Annotated in this window: 32 protein-coding genes; 10 read left to right on the forward strand and 22 right to left on the reverse strand. The window is 56.0% G+C overall.

From position 1 onward, the window contains the following. Nucleotides 1–83: 83 nt before the first annotated feature. From H6G07_RS07440 to H6G07_RS07455, 4 genes are all read right to left on the reverse strand, one after another. Entirely contained in the window at nucleotides 84–410 is a 327-nt protein-coding gene (locus H6G07_RS07440; RefSeq protein WP_084173023.1) for an opioid growth factor receptor-related protein, read from the reverse strand. Nucleotides 411–655: 245 nt separating this feature from the next. After that, complete coding sequence (locus tag H6G07_RS07445) at nucleotides 656–1,540, reverse strand: hypothetical protein (RefSeq protein WP_073607979.1); 885 nt, start codon at nucleotides 1,538–1,540, stop codon at nucleotides 656–658. A gap of 65 nt (nucleotides 1,541–1,605) precedes the next feature. Further along, complete coding sequence (locus tag H6G07_RS07450) at nucleotides 1,606–2,247, reverse strand: hypothetical protein (protein WP_073607978.1); 642 nt, start codon at nucleotides 2,245–2,247, stop codon at nucleotides 1,606–1,608. Nucleotides 2,248–2,547: 300 nt separating this feature from the next. Further along, the gene (locus tag H6G07_RS07455; protein ID WP_073607977.1) at nucleotides 2,548–3,027 is read right to left on the reverse strand and encodes a hypothetical protein; all 480 of its coding nucleotides are present in this window, start codon (nucleotides 3,025–3,027) and stop codon (nucleotides 2,548–2,550) included. 338 nt (nucleotides 3,028–3,365) lie between these two features. On the opposite strand from H6G07_RS07455, the gene H6G07_RS07460 reads away from it, so the two are divergent. Next, nucleotides 3,366–4,049 carry a Mo-dependent nitrogenase C-terminal domain-containing protein gene (locus tag H6G07_RS07460; RefSeq protein WP_073607976.1) on the forward strand — a complete coding sequence of 228 codons (684 nt, stop codon included), beginning with the start codon at nucleotides 3,366–3,368 and terminating at the stop codon, nucleotides 4,047–4,049. Between the two features lie 61 nt (nucleotides 4,050–4,110). On the opposite strand, the gene prfC is transcribed toward H6G07_RS07460, so the two are convergent. The 3 genes from prfC to H6G07_RS07470 form a co-directional block, all read right to left on the reverse strand. Beyond that, nucleotides 4,111–5,757: a peptide chain release factor 3 gene (gene prfC / locus H6G07_RS07465; RefSeq protein WP_073607975.1), complete on the reverse strand. Its 1,647-nt coding sequence runs from the start codon at nucleotides 5,755–5,757 to the stop codon at nucleotides 4,111–4,113. 124 nt (nucleotides 5,758–5,881) lie between these two features. Beyond that, the gene (locus H6G07_RS27035) at nucleotides 5,882–6,145 is read right to left on the reverse strand and encodes a type II toxin-antitoxin system RelE family toxin (RefSeq protein ID WP_073607974.1); all 264 of its coding nucleotides are present in this window, start codon (nucleotides 6,143–6,145) and stop codon (nucleotides 5,882–5,884) included. Further along, the gene (locus tag H6G07_RS07470) at nucleotides 6,142–6,372 is read right to left on the reverse strand and encodes a hypothetical protein (RefSeq protein ID WP_073607973.1); all 231 of its coding nucleotides are present in this window, start codon (nucleotides 6,370–6,372) and stop codon (nucleotides 6,142–6,144) included. The genes H6G07_RS27035 and H6G07_RS07470 overlap by 4 nt, the downstream gene beginning before the upstream one ends. Nucleotides 6,373–6,539: 167 nt before the next feature. Between H6G07_RS07470 and H6G07_RS07475 the strand changes: the two genes are divergently transcribed. The 5 genes from H6G07_RS07475 (at nucleotide 6,540) to H6G07_RS07495 (ending at nucleotide 10,208) form a co-directional block, all read left to right on the forward strand. Beyond that, the gene (locus tag H6G07_RS07475; RefSeq protein WP_139296982.1) at nucleotides 6,540–6,962 is read left to right on the forward strand and encodes a YeeE/YedE family protein; all 423 of its coding nucleotides are present in this window, start codon (nucleotides 6,540–6,542) and stop codon (nucleotides 6,960–6,962) included. A gap of 19 nt (nucleotides 6,963–6,981) precedes the next feature. Next, a complete protein-coding gene (locus tag H6G07_RS07480; protein WP_073607972.1) occupies nucleotides 6,982–7,437 on the forward strand; it encodes a YeeE/YedE family protein in 456 nt (151 codons plus the stop codon). 77 nt (nucleotides 7,438–7,514) lie between these two features. Then, the gene (locus H6G07_RS07485) at nucleotides 7,515–8,051 is read left to right on the forward strand and encodes a hypothetical protein (protein WP_199311974.1); all 537 of its coding nucleotides are present in this window, start codon (nucleotides 7,515–7,517) and stop codon (nucleotides 8,049–8,051) included. A gap of 97 nt (nucleotides 8,052–8,148) precedes the next feature. Further along, nucleotides 8,149–8,652 carry a hypothetical protein gene (locus H6G07_RS07490; protein ID WP_073607970.1) on the forward strand — a complete coding sequence of 168 codons (504 nt, stop codon included), beginning with the start codon at nucleotides 8,149–8,151 and terminating at the stop codon, nucleotides 8,650–8,652. A gap of 5 nt (nucleotides 8,653–8,657) precedes the next feature. Continuing rightward, complete coding sequence (locus tag H6G07_RS07495) at nucleotides 8,658–10,208, forward strand: phytoene desaturase family protein (RefSeq protein ID WP_073607969.1); 1,551 nt, start codon at nucleotides 8,658–8,660, stop codon at nucleotides 10,206–10,208. Between the two features lie 19 nt (nucleotides 10,209–10,227). Here H6G07_RS07495 and H6G07_RS07500 read toward each other — a convergent pair whose 3' ends face one another. From H6G07_RS07500 to H6G07_RS26290, 4 genes are all read right to left on the reverse strand, one after another. Beyond that, nucleotides 10,228–10,566: a hypothetical protein gene (locus H6G07_RS07500; RefSeq protein ID WP_073607968.1), complete on the reverse strand. Its 339-nt coding sequence runs from the start codon at nucleotides 10,564–10,566 to the stop codon at nucleotides 10,228–10,230. 38 nt (nucleotides 10,567–10,604) lie between these two features. After that, nucleotides 10,605–11,186: a hypothetical protein gene (locus H6G07_RS07505; RefSeq protein WP_242026668.1), complete on the reverse strand. Its 582-nt coding sequence runs from the start codon at nucleotides 11,184–11,186 to the stop codon at nucleotides 10,605–10,607. Between the two features lie 214 nt (nucleotides 11,187–11,400). Next, nucleotides 11,401–13,056: a SpoIID/LytB domain-containing protein gene (locus H6G07_RS07510; RefSeq protein ID WP_073607966.1), complete on the reverse strand. Its 1,656-nt coding sequence runs from the start codon at nucleotides 13,054–13,056 to the stop codon at nucleotides 11,401–11,403. A 66-nt stretch (nucleotides 13,057–13,122) separates the two neighbouring features. Then, nucleotides 13,123–13,353, reverse strand: a complete 231-nt coding sequence (locus H6G07_RS26290) for a DUF5615 family PIN-like protein (protein ID WP_073607965.1) — start codon at nucleotides 13,351–13,353, stop codon at nucleotides 13,123–13,125. 221 nt (nucleotides 13,354–13,574) lie between these two features. Between H6G07_RS26290 and H6G07_RS07525 the strand changes: the two genes are divergently transcribed. Beyond that, nucleotides 13,575–13,790, forward strand: a complete 216-nt coding sequence (locus H6G07_RS07525) for a Nif11-like leader peptide family natural product precursor (protein ID WP_073607964.1) — start codon at nucleotides 13,575–13,577, stop codon at nucleotides 13,788–13,790. A 74-nt stretch (nucleotides 13,791–13,864) separates the two neighbouring features. Here H6G07_RS07525 and H6G07_RS07530 read toward each other — a convergent pair whose 3' ends face one another. From H6G07_RS07530 to H6G07_RS07555, 6 genes are all read right to left on the reverse strand, one after another. Beyond that, on the reverse strand, nucleotides 13,865–14,734 hold the full coding sequence (locus H6G07_RS07530; protein WP_073607963.1) for an NmrA family NAD(P)-binding protein: 870 nt from the start codon (nucleotides 14,732–14,734) through the stop codon (nucleotides 13,865–13,867). A 91-nt stretch (nucleotides 14,735–14,825) separates the two neighbouring features. Beyond that, the gene (locus H6G07_RS07535; RefSeq protein WP_073607962.1) at nucleotides 14,826–15,056 is read right to left on the reverse strand and encodes a DUF433 domain-containing protein; all 231 of its coding nucleotides are present in this window, start codon (nucleotides 15,054–15,056) and stop codon (nucleotides 14,826–14,828) included. A gap of 61 nt (nucleotides 15,057–15,117) precedes the next feature. Further along, nucleotides 15,118–15,423, reverse strand: coding sequence for a DUF2442 domain-containing protein (locus H6G07_RS07540; protein WP_073607961.1), 306 nt, complete (start codon nucleotides 15,421–15,423; stop codon nucleotides 15,118–15,120). Further along, entirely contained in the window at nucleotides 15,404–15,640 is a 237-nt protein-coding gene (locus H6G07_RS07545; protein ID WP_073607960.1) for a DUF4160 domain-containing protein, read from the reverse strand. Before H6G07_RS07545 ends, H6G07_RS07540 begins: the two co-directional genes overlap by 20 nt. A 213-nt stretch (nucleotides 15,641–15,853) precedes the next feature. Next, entirely contained in the window at nucleotides 15,854–16,276 is a 423-nt protein-coding gene (locus tag H6G07_RS07550; RefSeq protein ID WP_073607959.1) for a DUF6438 domain-containing protein, read from the reverse strand. 296 nt (nucleotides 16,277–16,572) lie between these two features. Beyond that, nucleotides 16,573–17,274, reverse strand: a complete 702-nt coding sequence (locus H6G07_RS07555) for a hypothetical protein (RefSeq protein ID WP_073607958.1) — start codon at nucleotides 17,272–17,274, stop codon at nucleotides 16,573–16,575. 633 nt (nucleotides 17,275–17,907) lie between these two features. Between H6G07_RS07555 and H6G07_RS07560 the strand changes: the two genes are divergently transcribed. Together H6G07_RS07560 and H6G07_RS07565 are read left to right on the forward strand one after the other, a co-directional pair. Next, complete coding sequence (locus tag H6G07_RS07560) at nucleotides 17,908–18,180, forward strand: hypothetical protein (RefSeq protein WP_073607957.1); 273 nt, start codon at nucleotides 17,908–17,910, stop codon at nucleotides 18,178–18,180. A gap of 90 nt (nucleotides 18,181–18,270) precedes the next feature. After that, a complete protein-coding gene (locus H6G07_RS07565) occupies nucleotides 18,271–18,528 on the forward strand; it encodes a hypothetical protein (protein ID WP_190740700.1) in 258 nt (85 codons plus the stop codon). 135 nt (nucleotides 18,529–18,663) lie between these two features. Here H6G07_RS07565 and H6G07_RS07570 read toward each other — a convergent pair whose 3' ends face one another. Together H6G07_RS07570 and H6G07_RS07575 are read right to left on the reverse strand one after the other, a co-directional pair. Further along, nucleotides 18,664–19,332 (reverse strand): HEAT repeat domain-containing protein, encoded by a 669-nt coding sequence (locus tag H6G07_RS07570; RefSeq protein WP_073607955.1) that lies wholly within the window; start codon nucleotides 19,330–19,332, stop codon nucleotides 18,664–18,666. A gap of 251 nt (nucleotides 19,333–19,583) precedes the next feature. Beyond that, a complete protein-coding gene (locus H6G07_RS07575) occupies nucleotides 19,584–20,213 on the reverse strand; it encodes a methyltransferase domain-containing protein (RefSeq protein ID WP_244901914.1) in 630 nt (209 codons plus the stop codon). A gap of 56 nt (nucleotides 20,214–20,269) precedes the next feature. Between H6G07_RS07575 and H6G07_RS07580 the strand changes: the two genes are divergently transcribed. Further along, nucleotides 20,270–21,310, forward strand: coding sequence for a S66 peptidase family protein (locus H6G07_RS07580; RefSeq protein WP_073607954.1), 1,041 nt, complete (start codon nucleotides 20,270–20,272; stop codon nucleotides 21,308–21,310). Nucleotides 21,311–21,313: 3 nt separating this feature from the next. Here H6G07_RS07580 and H6G07_RS07585 read toward each other — a convergent pair whose 3' ends face one another. The 3 genes from H6G07_RS07585 to crtD all read right to left on the reverse strand — a co-directional run bounded on the left by H6G07_RS07585 (nucleotide 21,314) and on the right by crtD (nucleotide 26,059). Then, a complete protein-coding gene (locus H6G07_RS07585) occupies nucleotides 21,314–22,894 on the reverse strand; it encodes a glycosyltransferase family 39 protein (protein WP_073607953.1) in 1,581 nt (526 codons plus the stop codon). A gap of 121 nt (nucleotides 22,895–23,015) precedes the next feature. Then, entirely contained in the window at nucleotides 23,016–24,278 is a 1,263-nt protein-coding gene (locus H6G07_RS07590; protein ID WP_073607952.1) for a Sll1247 family protein, read from the reverse strand. Nucleotides 24,279–24,550: 272 nt separating this feature from the next. Continuing rightward, nucleotides 24,551–26,059: a C-3',4' desaturase CrtD gene (crtD, locus tag H6G07_RS07595; protein WP_073607951.1), complete on the reverse strand. Its 1,509-nt coding sequence runs from the start codon at nucleotides 26,057–26,059 to the stop codon at nucleotides 24,551–24,553. Nucleotides 26,060–26,163 lie beyond the last annotated feature (104 nt).

Here is a 26,163-nt window from a genome sequence, read left to right on the forward strand (position 1 = left end):
CGGTATCCCCACTAGCGGCCACATCATCAACCCTCATCCTGACGAATCCCTCAATACTGGATCCGATTCTCAGTGATGTCACATTAACCTTCCAAGTCGTGTCCTTCACTGCTTTCCTGGCGTTGCAAACCATAAAACCGGAGCATCACTGTAAGCGATCGCCGTAGATTTTGACGTAGTATCGAGTCGTTTTGAAAGGCTTGGATGACCGCATCACTGACAATGGGCGCATCGGTGTTAAATGCACTTCTCTCTGGCAAAGGAAATAGCCACTGGATAAAATCATGGGTGCACTCTAGTTCCTCAAAATTCCAAGTCCACATCTCTTGAATCATGCGACCTTGAGAATCTTGCTGCTCCCCCAAGTAAAACGGCACAATTCTCTGAGTATGTTGTTTTTTCTGAATCATTGCTAAACCACTTTCAAAACTAGATAGACTGGTCTAGGATGCGACTATTCCAATGCGACCCGCAAACTAAATTACACTTAAGTATTTACAGATAATTTCATTTACATCATTACCAATTATTTCGCAGCCTAACAATAGGTTCATAGATCTCCGCGTAGAGCATAGAGCTGCTGATAGCCGCAAAAAAGCCCGGCTGAGAAAATTCAGCCGGGCATCAGGAGCAAGACTATAGCTACGCTAGGGGGCTAGATCTCCGCCACGGCGCGCTCGATCAACCGGCGGGCCAGGGTTTGGGTACCAGTGTGCTCGTAGTACTTCACCGACATGTCGAGGAATGCGCCCAGGTAGTCGAGCTTGCCCTTAGAGCCCTCGATAAAGCCGCCCAGGTTATCGACCAGTTTGCTCTGGGTGATGTTGTGGTCGGTCACAAGGCGATCCATCCAGCCCTTAGTCGATTCAAAGCTCTCGGTCATAAAGGAGAGCTTGGCCTTGTCGTTACCGCCAGGAATTTCGTCTTTGATGCCCTTGAAGGTTTGGTTGCTTTCCAGGTCGCTGGCCCCCATGCCCTTAATGGCAGTGAGCGCCTTGGTCGAAAAGTCGGCCCCCAGGGGAATGATGCCGTCGAAGCTGACCAGGGCAGCCATGCGCACCAGCGATTCGCTGCTGTAGTCGCCTAGAGCAGTCAGAAAATCGCCCAGGCTGTCGCCGGGGATGCCGCTAATTTTGCAGAAGGCGACCACCTCGGCCACCAGCTTCACCACCAGGTCAATGGTTTGCGCTTTTTCGGGCTTAGGGGTGAGGTTTTTGAGAAAGCCCAAGAAGGTGTCTTGGCCAATGCGGTTGGCTAGCGCCGCGGCTCCTAGCAGCCCGGAGGCTGAGTCAACAGTTTCGTAGAGCCAGAGGGCGCTCTGGTAGCCCTGCTTTTTGTCGTTGAAGAGAGCGATCGCCCGTTCGCCGATCGCCTGCACCATGGCCTCATCGGTCTCGCCCGTGACGGTTTTGATGGTGTTGTCAAAGCCCACCAGGTTATTCCACTGACCGGGCACAAAGGTATCAAGGGTCTTCAGCGCCCGCACAGTCAAGCCCCCGGTGGGAAGCTTATCGACAATCTCGTAGATTTTTTTGCTCACAACTTACTCCTTAGGTCTGCCCTAGTTTCTGGATCGTCGTCATCGCCGTTTGCATTGCTGACTCCCTAAGAGGCAGGCTGAAGACTGGGAGACAGGCTCGGCAGTTTCACCCGGGGCAGTTTAAAGCCATCCTTGGGTCGAGCAGCGGTAGGAGCCTGGGGCAGCGCCGCAGCGGGTTTGGCGACGGGGTTAATCGCCCCCTTGAGCTGAGCTAGACCTTGGAGGTCAAACTTTTGTAGCCAGGCCACCCGGTCTTCTTTAGTAAAGGAAGAGTCGCGAGAGAGCACTTTGACCTGGTAGCGATCGTTCACCAGCACCCCAGTGGCGGTGCTGCCCTGCTCTACGGTCGGAAAGCCGCCGATCGACTGGGTGGCGGTGCTATATTTCTCGGCTGAGCCAGGCACGCTAGTGGTGTCGCTGATGGTAAGCATGGCCACGGTCTTGCCATCCTGCTCGAGCTTATATTCGGCAAACCCTTTCTTCTCTTGGTAGGGAATGACGTTGTAGCCGCTCTGATTGTCCGGGAAAAAAGCGTTGAAGGTGCCGCCCTTTTCGGCTTTTTTATCGACCGCCGCAGGAGAGCCAAAACCAGTGGTGTCTTCTTGCACCTGGTCGTATTTAGATGGGGCTGACGTGCAGGCGCTAACCAGCAGCACTAAACACACCATCAGGGGCGCTAGCCGCCGCAACCAGCGGGTAAAACTCATAACGTTCTCCTTAACAGGCAAAGGGTTAAAGCCCTAGAACGCTCTAGGGCCACTTGGGGATTATCGTTGACCCTGGCACAGAAACATAAAGCTGGCGTCAGCAAAAATTATCTTTTAACAAAAAGGATGGGGGCGTTTGGTCTAGCTGGCAAAATCAAGCCCACATTCGACCACAGTCCCCAGTGCTGATCGAGCACCCTTGCTCCAGTGCGATTTTGGCCGGGCATTCACTCCGAGGCAGTTCCCGGTTTTGGGCTGCCCCAGACTAGACGCTTCACTCACCGCACCCCTCTCCTCATATTAAAGGCCCAGAGGCACCTTAAACTTGGCCAAAGCGGCGGCTTCGGCAGGGCTGACCTTGTTGCTGCCAGTGCCAAACAGTCCTTCACCAGCCGCCGCAGCGACAGCGGCTCCGCAGTCGTAGATAAACTGCTTGTATTCAGCGACTTCCTCAGCGGAGGCTTTGCCTTCAACCAGGGTGAGGGCGGCGCTAATGTCGGCGATCGCGCTATCGATCATCGCCCCAGACTTGACATCCTCGGGCTTGATATCAGGCTTATCGAGCTTGATATCACCCCTTTTCATGGTTTCTTCTGAGAAGGCCGCCTGAATGATGGAATTGTCAGGATATTTTTGGGCAGCCCCGGCAATTTGCTTTGACATCGCCGCCGCTTCAATGGCCGTGGAGACAATGCCCATATCAACCATGGCCACCGAAAGCCCAGTCATCATTGGGGCCTTGACCAGGGTTTGCAGCTCTGCGGTTGTGTAATTGCTCATGGTTCTACCTCGTGGAGGACGGTCTTGGCATAGATACTAAACTACTCAGCCTGCTTCGAGGGTAAGCAAAAACGATAAGGAACCCATAAGGAATCATCCGGTGAAATTAGCCCAGGGGATCAACCCCATTCCCAAACGTCGGTCTGTAGTGGGCCATGCTGAAAATCATTCCTAGCCAGGGCAGTCTTAAATTGGCAGCGTTAAGATTAAAGCGCTACAGCCCGTGTGCCTAATTTTGGGGCTGTTGATACCGCGATGGTTCTACGAGGGCGGTCTCATACCTGTGCTTGCTGAAGAGGCTGCGCCATGACTATCGCACTGACGCTTGAGGAACATCTATGCCCACAGTTACTCAGTCTCCCTACACCCAGGAGCAGATCAAGGTTTGGCTTCGGGGGCTGCTCACCCTGGCCTGGGCCGACGGCAACTTTGACGACGACGAAAAGGCGCTAATCGCCACCATGACCGCAGACGAACTGGCCCCCGAGCTTGATTTTGAGCACTTTGACCCTGTTGCCCCTGCCGAAGTAGCCCGCGTGCTTGGCGCTGACCCCAAAGTGGCCGAAAACTTTTTGCGCATGGCGGTCATGGTCGCCCTGGCCGACGGCGTGTATTCCGTAGAAGAAGACTTGCAGCTCCAGGCGCTGTGCCAGGCACTGAACCTGCAAGACACCGTGCTTACCTCGGTGCGATCGACCCTCTACAGCCTTAAACCTGAGAATGACGAGGTTGCCGCCGGGCTACGCCCCCCAACGGTAGGCAAGATCGACCCCCTCAAACCCGCCCGCGAATGGCTCGACCAGCTCGAAGTACACGATCCGCGCCTGGCCCGGTTTGTGTGCAAGCTGATTCCCTCCCAGTGCCCCTTTGAGCGCGATGTAGTGCTGTTTAACAAAAAGCTGGTGCACATACCGCCCATGTGCAAAATCAACCCGCTGTATGAGCAGCTAGTGGGGCTGCGGTTTCGCGCCCTGTCTTATCTGGCTGACGACTGCGGCGAAGACGTGACGCCGCTACTGTAGACGGTTTGTTGGTCTGCTGCCCTCTAAATCAAGTCGAAGGGGCAGCAGACGCAACTGAGATCTACAGACTTTCGGGTTCTTTGCCGGAGACCACCGGGGCGATCGCACTGAGCTTGAGTTCGGGGTGGTCAGACTGAATCTGCTGACAGTTCCACTCGTTGCGAAACAGGAGCACTGGGCGATCCCAACTGTCTTTGACGGTGACGGTATTAAACAGTCGGCCCACTTTTTCGAGAGCTTCCCAGCCGCCATCGACCCAGCGGGCCACAGCGTAGGGCAGCGGCTCAATGCGGGTTTCGACGTTGTACTCGTTTTGCAGGCGGTACTGCACCACCTCAAGCTGAAGCTGACCCACTGCCGCCAGAATGGGGTCGCGCTTCGACTCGTCGGCGGAGAACATGATCTGCACCGCCCCCTCTTCGCGCAGTTCTGAGACACCCTTTTGGAACTGCTTGTACTTAGAGGGGTTGGGGTTCTTGAGGTAGGCAAAGATCTCCGGCGAAAAGCAGGGGATGCCGTCGTATTCCAGCCGCTTGCCCTGGTAGATGGTGTCGCCGATCGCAAACACACCCGGATTATTCAGACCAATCACATCGCCGGGGTAGGCTTCTTCGAGGGATTCTCTGCCCTGACCAAACAGCTTTTGGGGGTGCGACAGACGCACCGACTTGCCGCTGCGGGCGTGACTCACCACCATATCTTTCTCAAACTTGCCGGAGCACACCCGCACAAAGGCGATGCGATCGCGGTGTTTGGGGTCCATATTCGCCTGGAGCTTAAACACAAACCCCGAGAAGTCTTCATTGGTGGGGGAAATTTCACCCAGGGTGCTGCTGTGGGCCGAGGGTTTGAGGGCGTAGTCCAAAAACGCGTCGAGAAACAGCTGCACGCCAAAGTTGGTCATGGCGCTGCCGAAAAATACTGGAGTCTGCTGCCCGGCGTGGACAGCGTCGAGATCTAGCTCTGGGCCGACTTCTTCGATTACCTCCAGCTCTTCCTTGAATTGGTAGTAGAGGTCTTGGTCGAGCAAATCTTCGATGCGCGGGTCGCCAATATCGAGCACCGTGTTTTTGGCCGCTTTTTTGCCGTGGATGCTGCGCTCAAACAGGTGAATCTGCTGGTGGCGACGGTCATATACGCCTTTGAAGCGATCGCCCATGCCGATCGGCCAGTTGACCGCGTAGGTTTGCAGCCCCAGCCGCTGCTCAATCTCATCCAGCAGCTCTAGGGGTTCGCGGGCGGGGCGATCCATTTTGTTGAAGAAGGTGAAGATGGGCAGCGATCGCATGCGGCACACTTCAAACAGCTTCAGGGTTTGCGGCTCTAGACCCTTAGCGGCGTCTTCGAGCATCACCGCGTTATCAGCGGCGGCCAGCGTCCGATAGGTGTCTTCGCTAAAGTCTTGGTGGCCCGGCGTATCGAGCAGGTTGATGGTGTAGCCGCCGTAGGCAAACTGCAACACCGTGGAGGTGATCGAAATCCCCCGCTGCTGCTCCAGCTCCATCCAGTCGGAGGTGGCGCTGCGCTGGGCTCGCTTGGCCTTCACCGCCCCAGCCTCTTGAATAGCGCCTCCGTAGAGCAGCAGCTTTTCGGTCAGCGTCGTTTTACCGGCGTCGGGGTGAGAAATAATGGCAAAGTTGCGCCGTTGCTCTACCGCTGCGGCAATATCGGCGGAGGTGGCGGCAGTAGAAACGGCGGCGTCAGTCATGAACTAGCGGTACTCGTGCGAGAAAATGGATACGTCTTCTAATTGTACGGGCTGGCCTGGGTTTTGATAGGCGGCGATGCTGAGCGGCCAGCCTAAACTCGGTTTCTGAACATGAGGCAGTGTCTCAGCCAAAGAAGCGTTCGTAGTCGTCGTGACTACCGATCCAGAACCAAGTCACCGTATCACCATCCAGAATGCCGATCGCCCTGTAGCCCCGAGTGACTCTGACAGACCAAATGCTTTCCTGGCTATTGATGCACTTGAAATGTAGCGATGGATGAAATGGATTTTCAGCCCACAGTCGATAAGCTTTTCTAGCGCTTTGCCTAATATTGGGGTTTAAGCGCCGATATTCAACCCAAAATGAAGGCAACGCCTCGGATTTCACAACTGCTCAAAGTCAAGAGGGGCAGCTTGACCATCAGCGATTTCTTGCTTTGCCCGTTGGGCAGCGGCAATCAACCTACTCTGAGAATTTTGAAACGATGCCTCCCAGCGTTGCTCATCTTGCAGGTCTGCGATGTATTCGCGCAGATGAGCAGCGACCTGTTCTTGCAGGGCCGCAGGCAAGAACTCCATCATAGTCACAACCGTTGTAATGGCAGACGAAGACATGGCTGGAGAAGGCATAGATCTATAGCGCTAAGTTAGCTTACTTTGCCTGAAGTGTGATTTTGACCTCCCAAGGCAGAGTCAAATGACCAGGCGCGATCGCCCAGAACACCTCACTCAAGTCAAAATCATATTGCTATACCGTTAAGTAATGAATTAGGGATTGAGCCATGCTCATGGAATGGTGGTATGGGCTGTTTGGTGGCATCCTCATTGGCCTCAGCGCTACACTGCTGCTGGCCTTCAACGGGCGCATTGTGGGCATTAGCGGCATGGTCAACGGGGCCATTACCTTTGCCGTTGCTGAAAGCTGGCGCTGGCTGTTTCTGCTGGGCCTAGTAGCGGGCGGCCTGCTCTACGAATACGCCCTGGCCCCTCAGCCCACGCCGACCTATCCCTTCGCCCCCGCCACCATGGTTGTGGCTGGCCTGCTAGTGGGCTTTGGCACTCGCATGGGCAACGGCTGCACTAGCGGTCACGGGGTCTGTGGGCTGGGGCGACTGTCGGGGCGATCGCTGGTTGCCGTGCTCACCTTTATGGCCGCTGGCATTGTCACCGTATTCATCACCCGCCACCTGCTGAGCTGGGTTTAGAGATATTGAGGAACTAGCTATGACAACCCAAGACGCATCCCCCCCCAACACCCTGACCCAAAACCTAGTGACCCTCGTCGCCGGGCTCCTGTTTGGCCTGGGCCTGGGCTTTTCGCAAATGATCGACCCCCAGCGGGTGATTGGCTTTCTAGACCTTTTTGGTAGCTGGGATCCTACCTTAGCCTTTGTCATGGGCGGCGCGGTGCTGGTGACACTGATTAGCTTTCGCGTTATTCTGCGGCGGCCCCATCCGCTGTTGGGCAACAAATTCTTTGTGCCCACCCGCAGCGATATCGATCGCCCTCTGGTGCTGGGCGCGGCCCTATTTGGCATCGGCTGGGGGCTGGGCGGGTATTGTCCGGGGCCTGCGATCGCCGCCCTGAGCTTAGGGTCGGCCAACCCAGTTCTGTTCGTAGTAGCGATGATCGCAGGCTCCCTAGCCCACAAAGCCCTCAGCCGTCCGCCGCAGCCCTAGGACAGATTGGTGCCGCGACCGGCAAAAAATTCGCTACCCTAAACGGTCGTGTAGCGTAAGCAACAAGGATGGCAGCTATGGGGACTGTGGGCAAGATTGCGGTGGGTTTAGCCCTTGGGGCAACCCTAGTGGTTGGCGGGCTAGGGCCAGCCTTGGCAGAGACACCAACAGTAACGGCATCGGGCTTGGATAGCCGCCTCAAACAGACGCGATCGCAGTCCTACCGCTATGCCATGCTGGCCGGCTACTCCGCCGCTGAGCTGGGAGACTACCACACGGCACTGATCAACTTTCGCCGGGCGCTGACGTTTCGACCGGGCGATCGCTACGCCACCGCTGGCATTCGCAATATGCAAACCTACATCGCCCAAGAGCGGGCCGAGGCCGCCAAACAGGCCGAAATCGTGCAGCGCCAAGCCACCCTAGCCGCTGCGGTGGAAGCTAGCGACTGGGCCTGTGCCGCCGCCTCGGTCGATCGCCTGGTGGTGCTGGTGCCGCCCACCTCCGCCGATCGCGCTCGGCTGATTGCCTACCGGGGCGAGCTGGCCGGGTTCATTGAGGCCAGGGCCAACCTAGACCAATGGTCTACGGTATGTCCGGGGGGGCAGGTTTAGCCGGGGTGTTGGCCAAGCCCCTAAGGGATGAACGCCAACGCGGCATAATAACTATTGGGTTCACACCCCACTGTCTTTGCCCCATTGCCTTCTGGAAATGAACTACCTGGTCGCTGTTTTAGACAATCGCATCAAAGCCGAAGAAGCCTACAACGCCCTTGAGGAAGCCAGTCTGCCCAGGGACAACTTTGACATCTTGGGCAAAGGCTTTAAAAGCGCCGACGAGTATGGGCTGATCGACCCCGCCGACCAGGCCTGGAAACAGATTCGCCTGATGATGGTGTGGCTAGTGCCCTTTGGTTTTGCCGCCGGGTTTATGTTCAACATCATTACTGGGCTAGATACCTTTGCCTTTACGGGGCGGTTGGGCAACCAGATCATCGGCGGTTTGCTGGGAGCGATCGGCGGGTCGATGGGGGCCTACTTTATTGGCGGCGGCATGGGCATTCTCGGCAGTGGCGATGCCCTCTCGTACCGCAACCGGCTTGACGACGGCAAATTTTTGGTGGTAGTGCGCGGCTCCGAGGCGGTAGTGCGCCAGGCGACCCCCATTCTGCGCAAGTTTCGCCCCGAGAATATCCAGGGCTACACCGGGAGCTAGGGGCAATGCCCTCCATCAAAAACACCGATGTCATTGTGATCGGCAGCGGCATTGGTGGCCTCTGCTGCGGGGCGCTGCTGGCCCGCTATGGCTATCGCGTCACTGTCTGCGAAAGCCATTCCATTGCAGGTGGGGCGGCCCACGGCTTTGAGCGCCAGGGGTTTATTTTCGACTCGGGGCCATCGCTTTACTCGGGCCTGTCGTACCGGGCTTCTACCAACCCGCTGCGCCACGTGCTCGATGCGGTGGGCGAAGGCGACAGCATTACCTGGGCCAATTACAACACCTGGGGCGTACGCATTCCCGAGGGCGACTTTGACACCACCGTGGGCAACGATCAGTTCGCCGACGTGCTGCGTAGACTGCGGGGCGAAACCGCTGTCAAAGAATGGCGGAGCCTGCAAAAAGTGATGGTGCCCCTGGGCAAAGCGGCCACAGCCCTACCCCCCGCCGCTCTCAGGTTAGATCTGGGTGCAGTGCAAACCGTCGCTCCCTACGCTTGGGAACTGCTGCGAAATGCTCCAGCGTTTACCCAGTCCAGCAAACCCTTCAGCACCGTGCTCGATCGCACCATCCGCGACCCCTTCATTCGCCACTGGATGAACATGCTGTGCTTTTTGCTCTCAGGCCTGCCCGCCGAGGGCACCAGCACCGCCGAAATGGCCTTTATGTTTGCCGAGTGGTATCGTCCGGGCGTAACGCTCGACTATTCTATCGGCGGCAGCGCGGCTCTAGTCAATGCCCTGGTGCGCGGTCTAGAGAAGTATGGCGGCACCCTGCGGCTGGGCGCTCACGTCAAGGAAATTTTGGTGGAGGGCGATCGCGCTTCAGGAGTTACTCTCCGCTCTGGAGAAGTTCTCAGTGCCGGCACCGTCATCTCCAACGCCTCCATTTGGGACACGCTGAAGCTAGTACCCGATGGAGCCTTGCCAAAGACATTCGTAGAAGCACGCCAGGCCACCCCCGAGTGCCCCAGCTTTCTGCATCTACACCTGGGCATTGACGGTGAAGGACTACCCCCCGATTTAGCTTGCCACTACATCACTGTGGAAGATTGGGAACGGGGCATTGACGCTCCGCAAAATCTCATTGTCATGTCGATTCCCACGGTGCTCGACCCGTCCCTGGCTCCGCCGGGCAAGCACACCATCCACGTTTACACCCCCGCCACTGAGCCCTATGAAATTTGGCAGGGGTGCGATCGCCGCACCCCCGCCTATACCCAGCTCAAAGCAGAACGGGCAAAGCCCCTCTGGCAGGCTCTGGAGCGCATCATCCCCGATGTGCGCCACCGGGTAGAGGTAGAACTGGTCGGCACTCCCCTCACCCACGAACGCTTTTTGCGCTGCCACCGGGGCAGCTACGGCCCCGCGATCTCGGTTGAGAATGGCCTTTTTCCAGGGCCAAAGACTCCGCTGGAGGGGCTGCTCTGTGTGGGCGGTTCTACTTTCCCCGGCATCGGTCTACCAGCAGTAGCCGCCTGTGGATTGATGACCGCCAACACTCTGACCTCTGTCAGCCAGCACCGCCAACTGCTGCGAGATGTCTTGGGCTGAGGGATGGCAGCTACTGTTTTCAAAACGGTAGTCTGCGGGTCGTCAACATTTGGTAGCCATAGCCCATGCATAGTAGCGATACTAGAAACTGCCACAGGCTGGTGGGGTTGAGAATGGCGCGGCTGCTGGCAAAGACACAGATAATGCCGAAGGCGATCGCCACCCAGCCCACCGCCTTTGCCCCAGAGGGCAAGCACACCAGCATAAATACCCCAACCGCTAGCGACAGCACCGATAAATCAGCCGCAATACTGCGCCACCAGGGATAGGCTGACGTCGTAAAGAAAATATTCTTACCCAAAAAGTAAATCCCCAAAATCATTAGCGCAAACCCAAGCAGGGGCGTTAGCAGCCGCATAGTTAACCTCGTCAGTACAGTTAAAATGTCAAACTTCGCTAGTCTGCGATCGGTCTCCCCGATTGCCCTAGCCCCCAGGCTATGACCAGGGGCACCCCCAGGCCAATCACCAGGTTGAGCAGTAGCCACCCGTAGGACGCTGGCCCGCTAAACCCGTGGATGTAGAAACCCCGGCGGGTGGAGGACAACAGAGCATCCCAAATTAAATGGGCACTGATGCCCACCGAAAGCCCCATCGCCCCATCGCGCAGTAGATTGGCCACCGTTTTTTGCCAGGTTGATAGGGCCAGCCGCGAGGCCAACCATAGCCAGCCGCCCAGCCCGGCCACAGGTATCAGCACCGAATGGAACAGCCAGCTGCGGTGGATGAGAAATCGCAGCCCGGTGGCCTTGTAGAGGGGAATATCCCAATCGGGAAAGGCCATGTAAAAGAAGGTACCGCTGAGCAGCGGCACCCCCAGCTTGCGAAAGAAAAACAGGCCGCTGGCCCCCCAGACCACCATGACTAGAAAGCAGATGGGGTTGATCGTTGCCGCTGCGTTCCGGTGATTGCGCTCTAGTACCCACCAAAAAACAACGCCGGTAGCAATGCCCACGGCAAAATGAAGCAGCTTATCCAACAGTGCAGGCATTTGGTAGCGAAGGAATCCGATAGTGACTACAAGGTCAAACCCAGGATTCCCGAAACGTTCTAGCCTGCAAGCAATCGTCACCAATCCCCATCGGGATTCTTTTTCTCGCTTTTGGGAACGTGGGGCTGGGAATGGGTGGCCAGGTCTGAAGCTTTGGCACTGACCCACGCTACTTTGCCCCCGCCCCATCACCCATGCCGACTCAGCTCGGCTCTCGCCAAAAGGTCAGATTTTCACCGATTGGCTGCAACGTGGTGCCGGGGTAGTAGAACTGAAGAATGCGAGGATAGGCCCAGCCCAGGTTGCCCAGTCGATAGGAGCCTGCCTGGCTCAGGCCCACGGCGTGACCCCAGCCGCCGCCGACAAAGCGATAGCCGCTGAGTTGTCCAGCAGCGCCATCGGCTCCGGCGGTGTACATCGGCTCCAGGTAAAAGAGCAGGCTGCGGGGGGGGCTGAGCACTCGCACAATTTCGTCTTTTTTGAGCTGCACCACGCCCAGGTCGGTTTCGATGTCGATCGCTTGCACCCGGCCCGAGTTGGCTCGTTCGGAGACCCGCAGCGATCGCACCTGGGTAAACCCCGCCAGCGGATGCTGCCGCCGCCCTAGATAGCTCTTGAGATCTGCCGTAATCTCGCTGAGGGTGCCCTCGTTGCGCCAGCGAAATAGTTGCCAGGTGTCTTCGTTAAAGCCTTTGTCAATGGCGATAAAGGCGCGAATCGCTTCCTCGGAGCTGAGGGGATACCGGTTGATATCCCACAGGCCATTGACAGTATCGACCACAGGGCGCAGGTAGGGGCGATCGGGGCCTTCCCACACGTCGCTAAAGGCAGCGGTGACTCCGCCCGAGGTAGAAGAATACAGCGCATCCACCAGCTCGTTTTGGTAGGTGAGCACTTGCCCCTGGGTGGAGGTGATGGCCTGGTCGGTCACCTGCGCGGTGCCGGTCAGGCCCCGATAGACCTGGCATTGGGTATCGGCACAGAGTTCGTAGTCATCGATCGCAAAGCGGCGCAGGTTGCGCAGGGCATAGGTGCGAGCCAGCACCGCCTGGGCCTGAATGGCGGGCACCGGGGCACCGGCCCCAATCTCGTGGGGCACCACGCCGCGCAGGTAGGTTTCGATCGGCACGCTGTTGACCAGGGTGTAGGTGCCGTAGGTGTTGGGCTGCACTCGCAGGGTGCCGCCGTAGACGCGGGTGACGGGGGGCTCGCCGGGCTGGGTCACCCGCACCCGCCCACCGCTGGCGCGAATGTCGAGGGCATCGCGACCGTAGCGATAGCCGTTGGCTTCAAAGTAGGTGCGGGGAATTTGGCCTACCACTTCGCTGTCGAGAAAGACCTCGGTAAACCCCTGGGCTTGCAGGTTTTTGACCAGCAGGCGGCGCACCAGGGGGCTGTCGTAGGTTTCGCGGTTGGCCCACACTTCCCAACTGCCAGGCTGGGCGATCTCGGGCTCAATGCCGCGATCGCGCCACTGCTGAGCACTGTATTCGGCGGTCTCAAAGCTGCGGTGGTTGCTGAGCACGACGCGCTCGCCCAGGGTGGCTTCGGGCAGTTGCTCGGGGGTCAGGCCGATCACAACCCGGCTGGTGGTGACGGTTTGGGGCTGGCCCTGGGTGTCAAAGCTGAGGGTGAGCTGCTCGCCAGGCAGGGCTTCGAGGGTGATGCGGTCCTGCAGATTTTCGCCAAAGCGCTGCACAATGCCAACCTGAATCACCGGGTTTTGGGCGGCGGGGGCGGGGGCGGCGATGGCGGTGGTGAGGGCGATCGCAACTCCACCTACGGCCCCTAGCAACCGCCGCGATCGCCGATAGCCCAGGGGCCGAAACTGAAATCGGGGTAGGGAGAGCGTAGCCATAGTGCTCTAACAAAGTAGGGTGCTGACCGCTGTTTGCGCAGTCGGGTCAAGGAAATTCTAGCGGCTTCAGACGTTTGTTGCTTTCATGTCTGCATCTCGCCCATGAAGCGAATTTGCGAAAAGGTCGCTCAAGCGATTTGGCAATTTGGGCGATAGGTTTTCATCAAAAAGTAATTTCATGACGATAAAGGTGCGGTCATAAACCAACGCTCGCGATCGGCGACATAGGCAATGCAGGCCTTTAATGCCTTCTGGCGTCAGGTCGGAAAAGTTATCGAGAATTTCGGCTTTGGTCATCTCGGAGGTGAGGTACTTAGGGCAGGTGGTTGGGCAAGAAAACTATTAGGGGAGTTGGGTTTCGCTTGCGCTTCACCCAACCGACAAGCTCAACAAAGAACTTTACAATTGAGAGTTCTGCTCATTGTCGATATCTTGAAAGGATAGTAGAATCTGCTTGAAGCCTGTAATGGTTTCCCTTTTTAACAGATAAGCAGCCAATAAGAATAGGAATTTTAAACATGGCTTTAGATCAGCTTGAGGCATTTTTAAAGAAAATGAAGTCTGAACCTGCACTTAAAAACGAGGTGCTCGCAGCATCTACTGCAGATGATGTTGCACGAATAGCACTAAAACTTGGTTTTGAATTTTCAGGTGATGAATTACTGAGAATGTCAGGAAAGAATTTTGGCGGAGTTACCGTTGTAAAAACCGTTCTTCCTGGGGAATATAATTAAATTCTTTTTAGGATTGTTGGGTTTCCTTCGTCAACCCAACCTACAAGAGATCTGCGATCGCACTTTTAATAGCTTTACCTACGATCGCTTGATTGCACCACCTGCGAGAGATAATTATGCAGTGAGGTTGGCCCCCGTTCGACAGAGTCTACATCTGGGAATGTCTCATCGAGGGTTGCTGCTGTCATGTTAGCGAAAGATTCGGCGGCTTCGTTTGAGAAGCCGATATTTTTGAACATCACTAACCATTGGTCGCGAGGAATCGATTCAGCAGCAACGGGACGACCCAGTGCTGTCGCAAATGCAGTGGCTACATCTTGAGACGAGTAGCGATCGGGGCCTTCAACATAATGCAGCCCTGTCTGCTCGATCGGTTCAGTCATGAGACGAGCTGCGACCTCACCGATATCTGATGGAGCAACCATCGGCAATTTGAAATCTGCTGGAAAAAGCGTTTGTATGATTCCCTGTTCGCGCGCTGATTGTAGCGATGCGCACCAGTTGCTCATGTAGTAAGCGGCTCGAATAATCGTTGTGGGAACAAGTTGGGCGGCTAGTGCCTGCTCCATTTCATAAAGCACGCCTAAGTCGCCTATGCGCTCTCCAGGTTGGGCTCCGTAGGTTGATTCGGCTACGATTTTCTGCAAATCTGCGCCATCGATCGCGCTCAAAATGGCGGCTAAACTGCGTCGCTCTTCAGCAGCCATATCAAGGGAAGGAGCAGCGGGTGGGTTGAGTAAAAACAACCGCTGACCTTGGCGAAAGATACCCCGCAGCGTTTCTATATCGTGCACGTCGGCCACTGCAACGTTGGCTCCGTCTCGGCGCAATTCCTCGGCTTTTAAGGGATTGCGAGTGACGACAAGAACTGGTTCACGGCGGTTGAGTAGTGCCCGTGCTACGGCTGAACCAACGTTGCCGGTGCCGCCAAGGATTATGTGCATTCAGTACCTTGAGGATGGTGTGCATCTCCTAGATCTAGGATAAACAATTGATTTGGTAGTTTGGGCGATAGGTTTTCATCAAAAAGTAATTTCATGCCGGTAGGGGAGCGGTCATAAACCGCCGCTCGCGGTCAGCAGCGTAGGCAATGCAGGCTTTTAGAGCTTCTCGCGTTAGGTCGGGAAAGTCATCGAGAATTTCGGCTTCGGTCATCTCGGAAGCTAAGTATTCAAGCACTTCATAGACGGTGATACGTAAGCCGCGTACACAGGGTTTGTCGCCGCGCTTATTGGGCTCAATGGTGATGTAGTTTCGGTAGTCCATAGTTGAAATTATTGAGGTGGAATATTCAACATTGAGGCTGTATTTTCAACTTTTTTTGAGACTAATGTGAGGTACTGCCTCGTGCTGCTAGCCAGCGTTCAAAAGACTGATGGCTTTCGCCACTCTGTCTACCGGCTAACAGACCTTCAATGCCAATATGTTCGTCTAAATCGACCCATTCAATGGCGTAACCATCGCCTAAAAGTTGCCAGTTTTGCCGTTCTTCCTGAGAAGCATGGAGTAAACGGGGATACCAAGATAGAGGAACTACTAAGCTTCGTCCATCTACTAAATCTACAATTAATCTTTCGTCTGTTATTCTGATCTGTGCTGCGAGGGGCTCTGTCTCAAGTACCAAAGTAGTCATGCCATGCCTCCAATAATGTTTGTTGGTGCTCCTCTACAAGCTGAGAAATATCGTTTAGTTCGTGATCTTTGAATCCTCGGTTTTTAGTTAAAGAAACAGGATTCAGCCAAAACTTAACCAACTGCCGATCGCGCTTAACGTGAATGTGAGCGGGTTCACCTCTGTCAGAGCTGAAGAAGATGAAGCTGTAGGGGCCGACTTGGAGAACCGTAGGCATTGATGAGGATACTACTTGTCTACGCTCAGTTTAACCTGTAAGCAAGCAAAAGGTAGTTTGGGTGGAACGCAGTATTCGCGTAGCATCTCCAGGGGAGAAAATCTAACACTAAACTAAGTTTCTTCGGGTTCTGCTAGCGGGCTAGCCAATCTATGGTACTAGGATTGTTGGGTTTCTTTCGTCAATTCAACTTACAGGAGGGGTGCGATCGCACTATAGTTCTTTATCGCTGTTACGGCCAATGTAGAAAGCTGTTTCAATTAACTTATCAAGTTTATTTTCTAAACGTCTCAATGCTTCTGGTGCCGAAAAATCACCATGGTAATGATGCACTGATTTAACAAAGCCATCTTGATACTCCACTTGAAGATCACAGGAAGCCTGGCACGTCATCCCATATTCACTGTAAGAATCATTAAGAGCTTGAAAGCTAGCGTGATTTAGAGCCTTTTCAATCTCAATTATTCGAGAAATTGGTATAGACCATGAAGCAAAACCAACGACTTCTACAAAATCCTCGCCAAGCCACTCAACACTACCGTCTTCAAAAACAGTCACATCATAAACAGGGCAACTGCCAAAACACATGCCACGACTCAAGACTAGCTTACGAATTTTGGGAAATTCTTTATTCATTTTCTAACTAAGAATAAATAAGAAGCCATACAAAAAGTTAGTAGATTGGGTTGAGCTAGCTTAACCCAACAGCCACCGTTAATCTAGCACTATGCAATACCACAGTGGGTTGAGAGCAAAATCTTTCTGGGATTGTTAGGTTTCCTTCGTCAACCCAACCTACACGAGATTTGCGATCGCACTGCCACCACCTCCTAAATCTGGCGTAACGACAATCGTCCAGCTAATAGGCTTATTGACTTCCTTCCACAGGCTTCGCAAGTGGAAGCTCAAAATGAATTTAGCTGTAGCAAGGATTAGCCTCCTCCTAAATCCATTAAAGTTTGAACGGGTAACCTAATAAATTTAGCTGCCATAACACATTCTTCATGGGTCATTAAATGTCCTGTAATAATTTCTTTTGCCCTAACAGGGGGCACACTTAATCTTTGAGCTAACTCATCTAGACTCATATCATTAGTTTGCATGAATCCGATAATCATATGGGTCAAAGGATTAGGTTCCGGTGCAGGATCATGATCATTGCTGCTTGATAATGCCTTAGCCGAGGCTAGTTGCCCCAGACGCTCAACAATACGGCTTGCAATTTGTACTAGTTCCACAGGAGTCAGACTTTCCAGATTGCAATCTACTCCTTCTCTTTGAAGAGGGAGAAGGGATAAGGTGGTTGGGTTTACATCTGCGAATTCTTGATTACTACGCCCTTCAAGCCACTCTCTAGCAAGCCATTCAGCCTCTTCAGGGTCTTTGGATAACCCTCGCAACAGCCCAAATCGCCTCAAAGTGTGAGGTTTGATCTCTTGAGTGACCTCCCCTCTGATCCATCTCGATATTTGAGCACCTGTGAATCCCCTAAGGCCATATTGACTGAGTTTGAGATGTGTTTCCCGCCCAAATGCATTAACTCCGTCTCCTGTACCTTCTTTTTCAGCGCACCTCTTAGCCTCAGCCTTAATCCAAGCCTGCAATCGCTGAATATAACTCGTGCTTACTGTCATACCCCAAGACCTTATTTCGGATCAAGACAACTATATCTTACAAGATATGAAAACACCCTGCAAGTCTATCGTATCTCTTGCGGAATAATGGCTCAAGCTTTGATGGACGAGTTTGTGCAAATGCTCTAGATTTCAGGAATTTGTAGCTAATCTTGCTGTTCTCTATCTGTGACTTACGCAAGCCTGAATCCCAATTTGCCTGGAATGATAAATTAGTTCTTGCCTGCATCGAGCTTGTGTATCGAGCAGGAGACCCGCTTGAGTGGTGGTTCGTTTGTTCTGATGAGTTAATGCCAGGGTTAAGCGAGATCATCTGTTTTCAACTGGCAGAATGCAATCTTTCACCTTCACCTTCGCTAGCCAACTCTACTCTACGGTTGACGAGGAGCGGTTGTATCAGTATTCTCTTTCGTTAAGCCGTTCAGCAGAGCGGTGCTTACGCAGAACTCGAAAATCTTGGCGCTGTCTGAAGGTGCTGGTAACACCAACAGACAGCTAACCCCGCAAATCTAGACGGCAGATTGCGAGGCTAGGCTCATCGTACCCTAGCCCCCACAGTTTGCACTTCAGCTGCGGGTGGCTGGGGTTTTCGCGTTCTGTTTCTTCCGTACCCAATACAAGGAAACAGAACCGATGTTTGAATATCTCGAACCCGATGCCAGCGGCGCATCCAATCTTCCGCCGTCTTCATCCAGCACCCCCCAAATTCGCCCAGAGCGGGTGCGCCACATGCTCTACGGCAGCCTCGCAGGCATCGATCGCACCATCAAAATCCTCCACGCTCTCGGCTACACCGACCCCAACGACTGGAGCGACCCCATCCCCGTGCCGCCCACCAGCGGTGCAAGCTCCCCAACAGGAACAGTCTGGATGGCGATCGCCACCAAAACCGTGCTGATTGAGTAAACCCCCTGCCTCCGATGGCTTACCCATTGCCGTCGGGGGCTGCGATCGCAACTTGACACATCGAGCAGCCCGTTTAACAAACAGCGATCGATGCAAAGCAAAGTGGCACAGCTGTTTAGCTTACACAAGCCGATGCAAAGCAAAGTGGCACAGCTGTTTAGCTTACACAAGCCGATGCAAAGCAAAGTGGCACAGCTGTTTAGCTTACACAAGCCGATGCAAAGCAAAGTGGCACAGCTGTTTAGCTTACACAAGCCGATGCAAAGCAAAGTGGCACAGCTGTTTAGCTTACACAAGCCGATGCAAAGCAAAGTGGCACAGCTGTTTAGCTTACACAGGCCGATGTAAAGCAAAGTGGCACAGCTGTTTAGCTTACACAGGCCGATGCAAAGCAAAGTGGCACAACTGTGTGATGGTTTCAAAGGGCAAATTGCCAATTGCACACCGTGTTAAGTCAGGTTGACTCAGCAGTATTGATGGGCGCTAACCGTCCTTACGCTTGTGCAGTCGGGTGAGCGAAATTCGCGCCGACTCAGCCACCTGAAACTGAGAGTCTTTTTCGAGATAGCGCAGGGCTGGCTCAGTTTTTGGCGTAGGCAGATAGCCCAGCGCCTCAGCCAAGCGCTGGCGCACCAGCCAGTCTTCCGACTGGGCAAACTTGAGGATTTCGTCGACCGCTTCTAGGTCGCCAATCTCGCCGACAGCTGCGATCGCCGCCTGCTGCATCACAACCTCGTCACTCTGCAACGCCTGCATCAGCACATCGTGGGCACGAGGATCTTTGAGGTTGCCGAGAGAAACCGCCGCACTAAAGCGCACCAGCCAGTCAGTGTCTTCGTAAAACGCCCGCACCAGCGTCTCAAACGCTCGGGGATCTTCCAAATATCCCAGCGCCCCCGCCGCGTCAGCGCGAATGCCATAGTCAGGGTCAGAAGTGAGCAGATTGATCAAAATGTCGTACGACTCTTCATCGGGCTTAATGCCCAGGGCAAACACCGCCATCGAGCGAATTTGCAGGTTTTTGTCGTGCAGCGCCTGCCGAATCAGCGGTGCCGCCTGGGCTGCGGGCACATCGCGCAGCGAGGCCAGAGCCAGCATGCGGTCTTTCGAGTCTTCGCTTTTAAGCTGGGCAGAAATCTGCTCTAAATCCATGGGGAAGGTTCGGGGTGAACGGTCTTCTTCAGTATAAGGAGGTGGAGGGAGGGAGGGGTGAGGGGTGAGGGGTGAGGGGTGATGGGTGAGGGGTGATGGGTGAGGGGTGATGGGTGAGGGGTGAGGGGTGAGGGAGTGGGGAGAGTTTTGAGTGCTTAGTTTTGAGTGTTGAGTTCAAGCTGTGAATTCAACACTCAAAACTCAAAATTAAAAACTTCAAGACCCACTCTCCATTGCATCACCCCCATCCCTTAAATTCCTCGCTTCCGCAGTCGCCCAAAATGCTCCTCTCCCTGCCGCGAGGGTATGGAGTTTGTCACCGGCTCTAGGGTCAATATTTCAAAGTGGGGTTCAAACAACTCGCGCACTTCAGCGGCGGTCGTGCCAAAGGGCGGGCCGCCAGAGCGCTGGTGGGTGAAAAATACGGCCAGCAGTTCGCCATCGGGAACCAGCAGCTCGGCCACCAACGCTACGTAAGCAGGGCGCAGGGCGGGAGCGATCGCGCAAAAGCAGGTGTGTTCGATCGCATAGTCAAACTGGCCCGCCAGCTCGGGGGTCAGCTCAAAGATGTCCTTTTGCAGCAGAGTCAAGGAAAGCTGCTGCGCCTGGGCTTGCTCTCTCAGCGACTGAATCGGCGAAGGGGCGAAGTCCACAGCGGTGACCTCAAACCCCCGCTGGGCAAAGAAGAGAGCATCGTGGCCACGTCCGGCACCGAGGGCAATCGCGCGACCCGGCTGCGGCGCATCCACCCCATGCAGCAGCGTTTGAAAGGCGGGGGCGGGATGGCCCAGATCCCAACGGGGGGTGCCCTCTTGGTAGCGCTGTTCCCAATCTTCGGGGCCAAGGGGCGGCAGGGAAGAGGACGAAGGTTGTGCAGTCACGAGGGGACTCCGGTGTATGCTCGGCAGTGGTGTTGCAAAATTTTAGGGTAGCGCGTATGCGGCGGCGACAGCTATTGGGCGGGCTGGGGGTAGCAGCGGCAGGGGTGGCGCTGGGGCAGCGGGCGGTGCAGGCCCAAGGGCGTCCTATCCTGCTGCCGCCGCGCCTGCGGGCAGGGGATACGGTGGGGATTATCAGCCCGGCGGGGGCGACCTTTGAGCGCGATCGCCTCGATCTGGTGATTGACGCTGTCAAAGCCCTGGGTTTTGTGCCCCGCGTGGCTCCCCATGCCCTGGCGCGCTACGGCTATCTGGCGGGCACCGACGCCGAGCGAGCCGCCGATGTGAATGCTATGTTTGCTGACCCCGCAGTCAAAGCCTTGTTACCGATCCGGGGCGACTGGGGCAGCGCCCGCATTCTGCCCTACCTCAACTACGACCTGATTCGCGCCAACCCCAAAGTGGTTATCGGCTTTAGCGACATCTCGGCCCTGCTGCTCGGCCTCTATGCCCAAACGGGGCTGGTCACCTTCCACGGCCCCCACGGTCTGACTGCCTGGCGCGACGACCAAGTAGAGCCGCTGCGTCGCATTTTGATCAACGGTGAAATGCTCACCTACACCAACCCACTGCTGGGGGGCGACCAAGATCGCCTGATGCGCGACCAGGGCCGCATTCAGACCATGACACCGGGTCGCGCCACCGGGCCACTGCTGGGAGGAAATCTCTCGGTGATTTCGGGCATTGTGGGGTCACCCTATATGCCCGACACCACTGGGGCAATTTTGTTTTTAGAAGACGTGGGCGAAGCTCCTTACAGCATCGATCGCATGCTGACCCAGCTCAAACTGGCGGGGGTGCTCGACGGTCTGGCGGGGTTTGTGTTTGGCCAATGCACCGGCTGCGGCCCCGGCGAAGGCTACGGCTCGCTCACCCTAAGTGACATTCTGCAAGACCACATTAAACCCCTGGGCATCCCCGCCTACGCGGGTGCCTGGATCGGTCATATAGAACCGCTGTGGACGTTGCCCATCGGCGGATCAGTAACGATGGATGCCACCGTTGGCAGTCTGCAAATGCAGGCTCCAGCCGTGAGCTAGTTCTCAAGACTCCTGGATTGGAATCAGCCGCACCAGGTCATTGGGAGCAAACTCGGTGGCATCGGTGGCGGGGGCTATCTGCCAACCCGGCGGCACCGTGTCGAGCAGGGTTGACGGCGGCTCAAACAAAAACAGCCTGGGCTGGTCTTGGGCCACAGTTTGCAGGGTGGCCACCGGGGGCAAGGTTCTCTCGGGCAGCAGCCATAGAGCAGTGTCGGGGTTGAGGTAGTGGCTGAGGGAAATGGCTTCTCCCAGGGTGATACCGCTCTCACCAAAGATCACCACCGGAGCGCTCTGCTGGTTGAGGTAGGTAGCGATCGCCAGGTTCGAATAGCTCAGGGATTTATTCCACCAGGTGAAGGCGCGGGTGTTGGCAGCCCCAGAGGCGACACCCAGGGTGAGCAGCAGGGCTAGAAGCGCCGCCGCCATTGCTCTAGACCGCTGCGAAGCGGCAGCGAGACCAGCGTTGATCAGAGGGGCGATCGCCAGGGGCACCAGCAGCAGCGACGGCAGAAAGTAGCGGGTGTTAGTCGAAATCTGCCCGCTGCGCACCAGGTCGCCAACAATCAGCACCAGGGGTGGCACCAGCAGCCCACAGCCCAAAAACACCGCCGTTGAGCGGGGATAGTGCCGCCCAATCTGAACCAGGCTGATGACCACCAGTCCCAGCACCAAGACCGGGCCAACCACCGTAAAGACATGGTCGAGGGGCAGATTAAAATCAACTATGGTGGCGCTGTAGTGCAGCCCCCAAAGCTTCGCCAAAAAGTCTAAAGACTGAGGGTCATCTGTCCAAGCCGTGACCTCTCTCAGCCGCTCCCACCGCCGCACAATCGTCCAAATCCAGGGAATGAATAGCCCCATGCCTAGGCCGTGGGCCAGCCCAAACCCCAGCCAGGGCCGTCGCTGCCGCTGGGTCAGCACCATAAAAGCCAGGTGGCTCAACCCCAGCAGTCCAGTCATCAGCGATCCGTACCAGCTGAGCCCTAGGGCCAAGCCGTAGGCCAACCAGGCCAGCGGCTGGTTGAGCCGCAGCGCCCGCACCAGAGCCCCGTGGGTCAGCAGCAGCCCCACCGCCCACAGGCTATACTCGCGGGCCTCCTGGCTGTAGATGATTTGCACAGGCGACACCGCCATCAGGGCCGTGGCCAGCCAGGCTACTGGCGGGTTGAGCGGAAATAGCTGCCGCCCCAGCCAAAACATGGCCGCTAGAGCGATCGCCCCAAAAATCGCCGCGATCGCCCGGTAGCCCCCCACCGATGCTCCAAAAATCCGCCCCCAGCCGTGGGCCGCCAGGTAATACAGCGGCGGATGCTCCGGGTGGTTAGCCAGGGCATCCCAGCAGTCTGCTAGGGAGGGAGATGGCGGCATCTGCTGGTACTGCAACAGGTCGGCAGCGGTTAGATCAGGGCGGTCTAAGACGGCATCCTGCACCGCTGGCCCCATGTAGCCTGCCACCCGCAGGCTGGTATAGACTTCATCGTGCCAGTAGACCTTGCGGTCTAAGTTAGAGAAACGCAGTACTAGGCCTACGGCTATGGCTGCGATCGCCACTCCTTTAACCCAAACCCAGCCCTTTGCCAATCCCCTTCTCCTTCAATTAGGCCAGCCATGCCATACTCAAGCTCTACCTACCCCCGACAGAGGCCGGGAGCCTGTTTTGTCCTAGGGAAAAAGCCATGGCCCGGCTCATTCCAATAACGATCTAAAACTGGTAACCCACGTCGTTAAAATTAGTGATCAGCGCCACGTTGGCGTGTTCTAGGCTGGTGACTAGCCAGGGCACTTCTTTGCAGGTGCGGCGCTCGTGCAAATTAAACAGCACCGAAAAGCAGCGCTCTAGCCAGGGCTTGGCCGCCGAGCAAAACAGCACCAGCCGCAGCAGCAGCCCCATGGTTAAGGTGTGCCCCACATCGTTAACCAGGTGGCGAAAGTTGCGAAACACGGGGCGGTGGGGGCTATCGACTACCAAAAAGTTGAGCAGACGACGACAGGTTTCAACCAAAATAAAGCTGTTCAACGGCTGGTTGTCAAACTCCGCCAGGGTTTCGCGCAGGTATTGGCGCAAATTGCGGGTGAAGTGGTTGCCGCTGTATTTGGGTTCTGCCGCTGCGATCGGGCTAATTAGGTAATCGACAAACTCATCTTTAAAGTCGCGGAACGATCGCACCGTTTTGCTATAGGTGGCAAACCAGCGCGCCTGGTCGCGATGGGTGCGGCCATCAATTTTGCCGCTGTAAAAGCTCAGCGCCTGGTCTAAACCATCGGCATCGAGCAGCGTGGGGTTGACCGCTTGCCCAGCCCGACCGGGAGCCTGATGCTGAGCATGATAGCGGGCCAGGCGAATGCCCAGGTCGGTCTCAGCGCGACGGCGCAAATCATTAATGTTTTGCTTTTGCTCTTGGCCACTGTCTTTGGTCAGCAGACTGTTGTCGTACAGAAACGGGTAGTGGCGAATGCGGTGGGCCAGGGGTTGCTCTTCAACCACCGCTGCCGCCGAGACATCGACCTCCCGAGCCGGAGCCATAATCTGCTGAAGCCGCACTAGCGACGCATACTGCTCAGTCTGGGGAAATTCTTTAACCAGACTGTAGACCTTGTGGGCCTTGGGGTTGGTGCTATTGGCGGGGGGCAGATCCTCAAATAGTCGCACCAATTCTGGAATTGCCCAGTGGTCACGGGGCTGGGTGTACCAGAGGTTAATCAGGGTATAGCAACAGCGGTTGAGCACATATTTAAACTCGCGGTTAGCCGTCTCTTGTTCAGAGAGACTTAAAAGGGCGCTGGCCACCGAGCTGTCGGAGTAGTTGGCCACGTCCAAAAACAGGCTGCGAAACCGCGCAATCAGCTCATGGGGGGCCTCCTGCTTACGCCAGTACTGCCAGTGCTGGTAGAGCAAGTCCTCTAGGTTAGCGGGGGGCCGACTAGAGTAGTTTGACCACGAATCTAAGGAATCCCAGGGACTCATGCTGCTGACCTGATTAGAAGGGCGGTAGATGACGAAGGCACCCCATCAAAACCGACGGCGGCGGAGATAAGCTGCACTTCCAGGAACAGGGATGACTTAGCCAAAGTGAGTTTGTGGGTAGGCTAAGTAGCGAGTTTTACTTAGATCAGCCCAGATCACGGGCATAGTTTAGACAATAATACCCAGGACAGGGGCAGTTTTCCCCGCTAAGCAGGATGCATTTTTTTAAAGTTTTCTTGAGGATTTGCCACACACTGGCTTCTAAGGCGTCTTTAGTGGGCCACAATTTGGCTCACCACGGTTTGGGCCGAGTAGCTCACCCCTGCCGTTCCTTCACCCGGATGGGTGCAGTCACCCACCAGCCAAAGGCCGTCTACTGGCGTGCGGTTAGCAAACCCAAAGGGGCCGAAGGTGCTTACCCGCATGCCCAACCCGCCAACGCTGCCCTGGTCGCGGGCGGTGAAGTGGGCAAAGGTGCGAGGGGTAGCCGCCTCGACGTGAATCAGATGCTCGGCCCGCAGGTCAAAATAACTAGATAGCCGCTGTAGAGCGCCGTCGGTATAAGACTGCTTCATAGCCTCGTAGTCGCTGACCTGCCACCACGGAGCAAGATCAGTGAACGATGAGGCCACAATGGTGGCTCGGCCCTCAGGAGCGCGCCCGTCGCCGGGGCGGCTGACCGACACAAACAAAGTATTGTTTTCGGCAATAGGGTCGTCGTAGCGGTAGAGAAACTGTAGATGGGGCGGGCAGTTGACCGGAATCGCCGCTTCATCGACTCCTAAATACAGTACAAAAGCGCCGTTGCCCTCAGGCAGCGCCTCAACCCGCCGTTGGTAGCCTCGGGGAGCGCGATCGCCCAACAGCTGCACCAAATTTTGTACCGTTACGTTGGCTACCACGTGGTCAGCAGGTTCCACCCAGGTTTTGCCGGTGTTTTGGTCTGCCACCGTCACACCGCTGACTTGGCCCTGGGCGGTGTGAATATGGCGGACACCGTGGTTGAGCTGAAGCAGGCCACCATCGCGCCCCAGCGCTTTTTCTAAACTGTCGCTGAGCACCTGCATGCTGCCCTTTAAGTGCCACAAACCCTGAGGCGATTGGGACATACTTAGGGCGGTAGCGGCGTAGAGCACCGCCGTCTCATCGGCGCTCACCTGGGAGTAAAGCTTGAGCTGGAGGTCGAGGAAGGTCTTGAGGCGGCGATCGCCCGCCAGTCCCATCTGCCTCAGCACCTGGCCCACCGTACTAAAGGTGTAGGGCACCGTCACCAGGGTATCGGGACGCAGGGCCTGGGTTAGCTGCCACAGATCCCACGGGCTGCGGGGGGGCAACACCGGCTGTCGAGCCTGAAACCGCCAGCTGGGCTGAAACAAAGACTGCATCAGCTGCCAAAAAGGCTCACTGCCCGGAAACTGCCGCTGGCGCTCGGCCTGCCATGCTCCGGGGTCGCGCCATACCTGAATGGGCTCGGTTTCACCGGGCAAAAACACCGCACAGGCCGGGTCACAGGGGGTCGCCTCCGGCAGCGGCAGATCGAGTTCGCCGAAAATTTGGTGGTGAATGCCTCCCGGCTCTAGCCCCGCCACCTGGGTTGCCCCGACATCAAAGGTAAAGCCTCGCCGCTTAAAGGTTGAGGCACAGCCCCCGGCCACACGGGCCTGGTCAAACACCCGTACCGCATAGCCTTGACGAGCCAGCAGTGCCGCTGCAGTCAGTCCGCCAATGCCAGCACCAATTACCACTACCCTACGGCCAGAGGATAACAAGGCGCGGCTCATACTGTTACATTTCTTTACGATAATCTCAGCTTAACTCACCTTGAGGCTGGGATTGGTCGAATTTGTAGGGCGAACGACCGAGTTATATAGGGTAATAAGGCTGG

Origin of the sequence: Phormidium tenue FACHB-1052, from assembly GCF_014696675.1 — a bacterium.
In the GTDB taxonomy this organism is placed as follows: Bacteria; Cyanobacteriota; Cyanobacteriia; order Phormidesmidales; family Phormidesmidaceae; genus Nodosilinea; species Nodosilinea tenuis_A.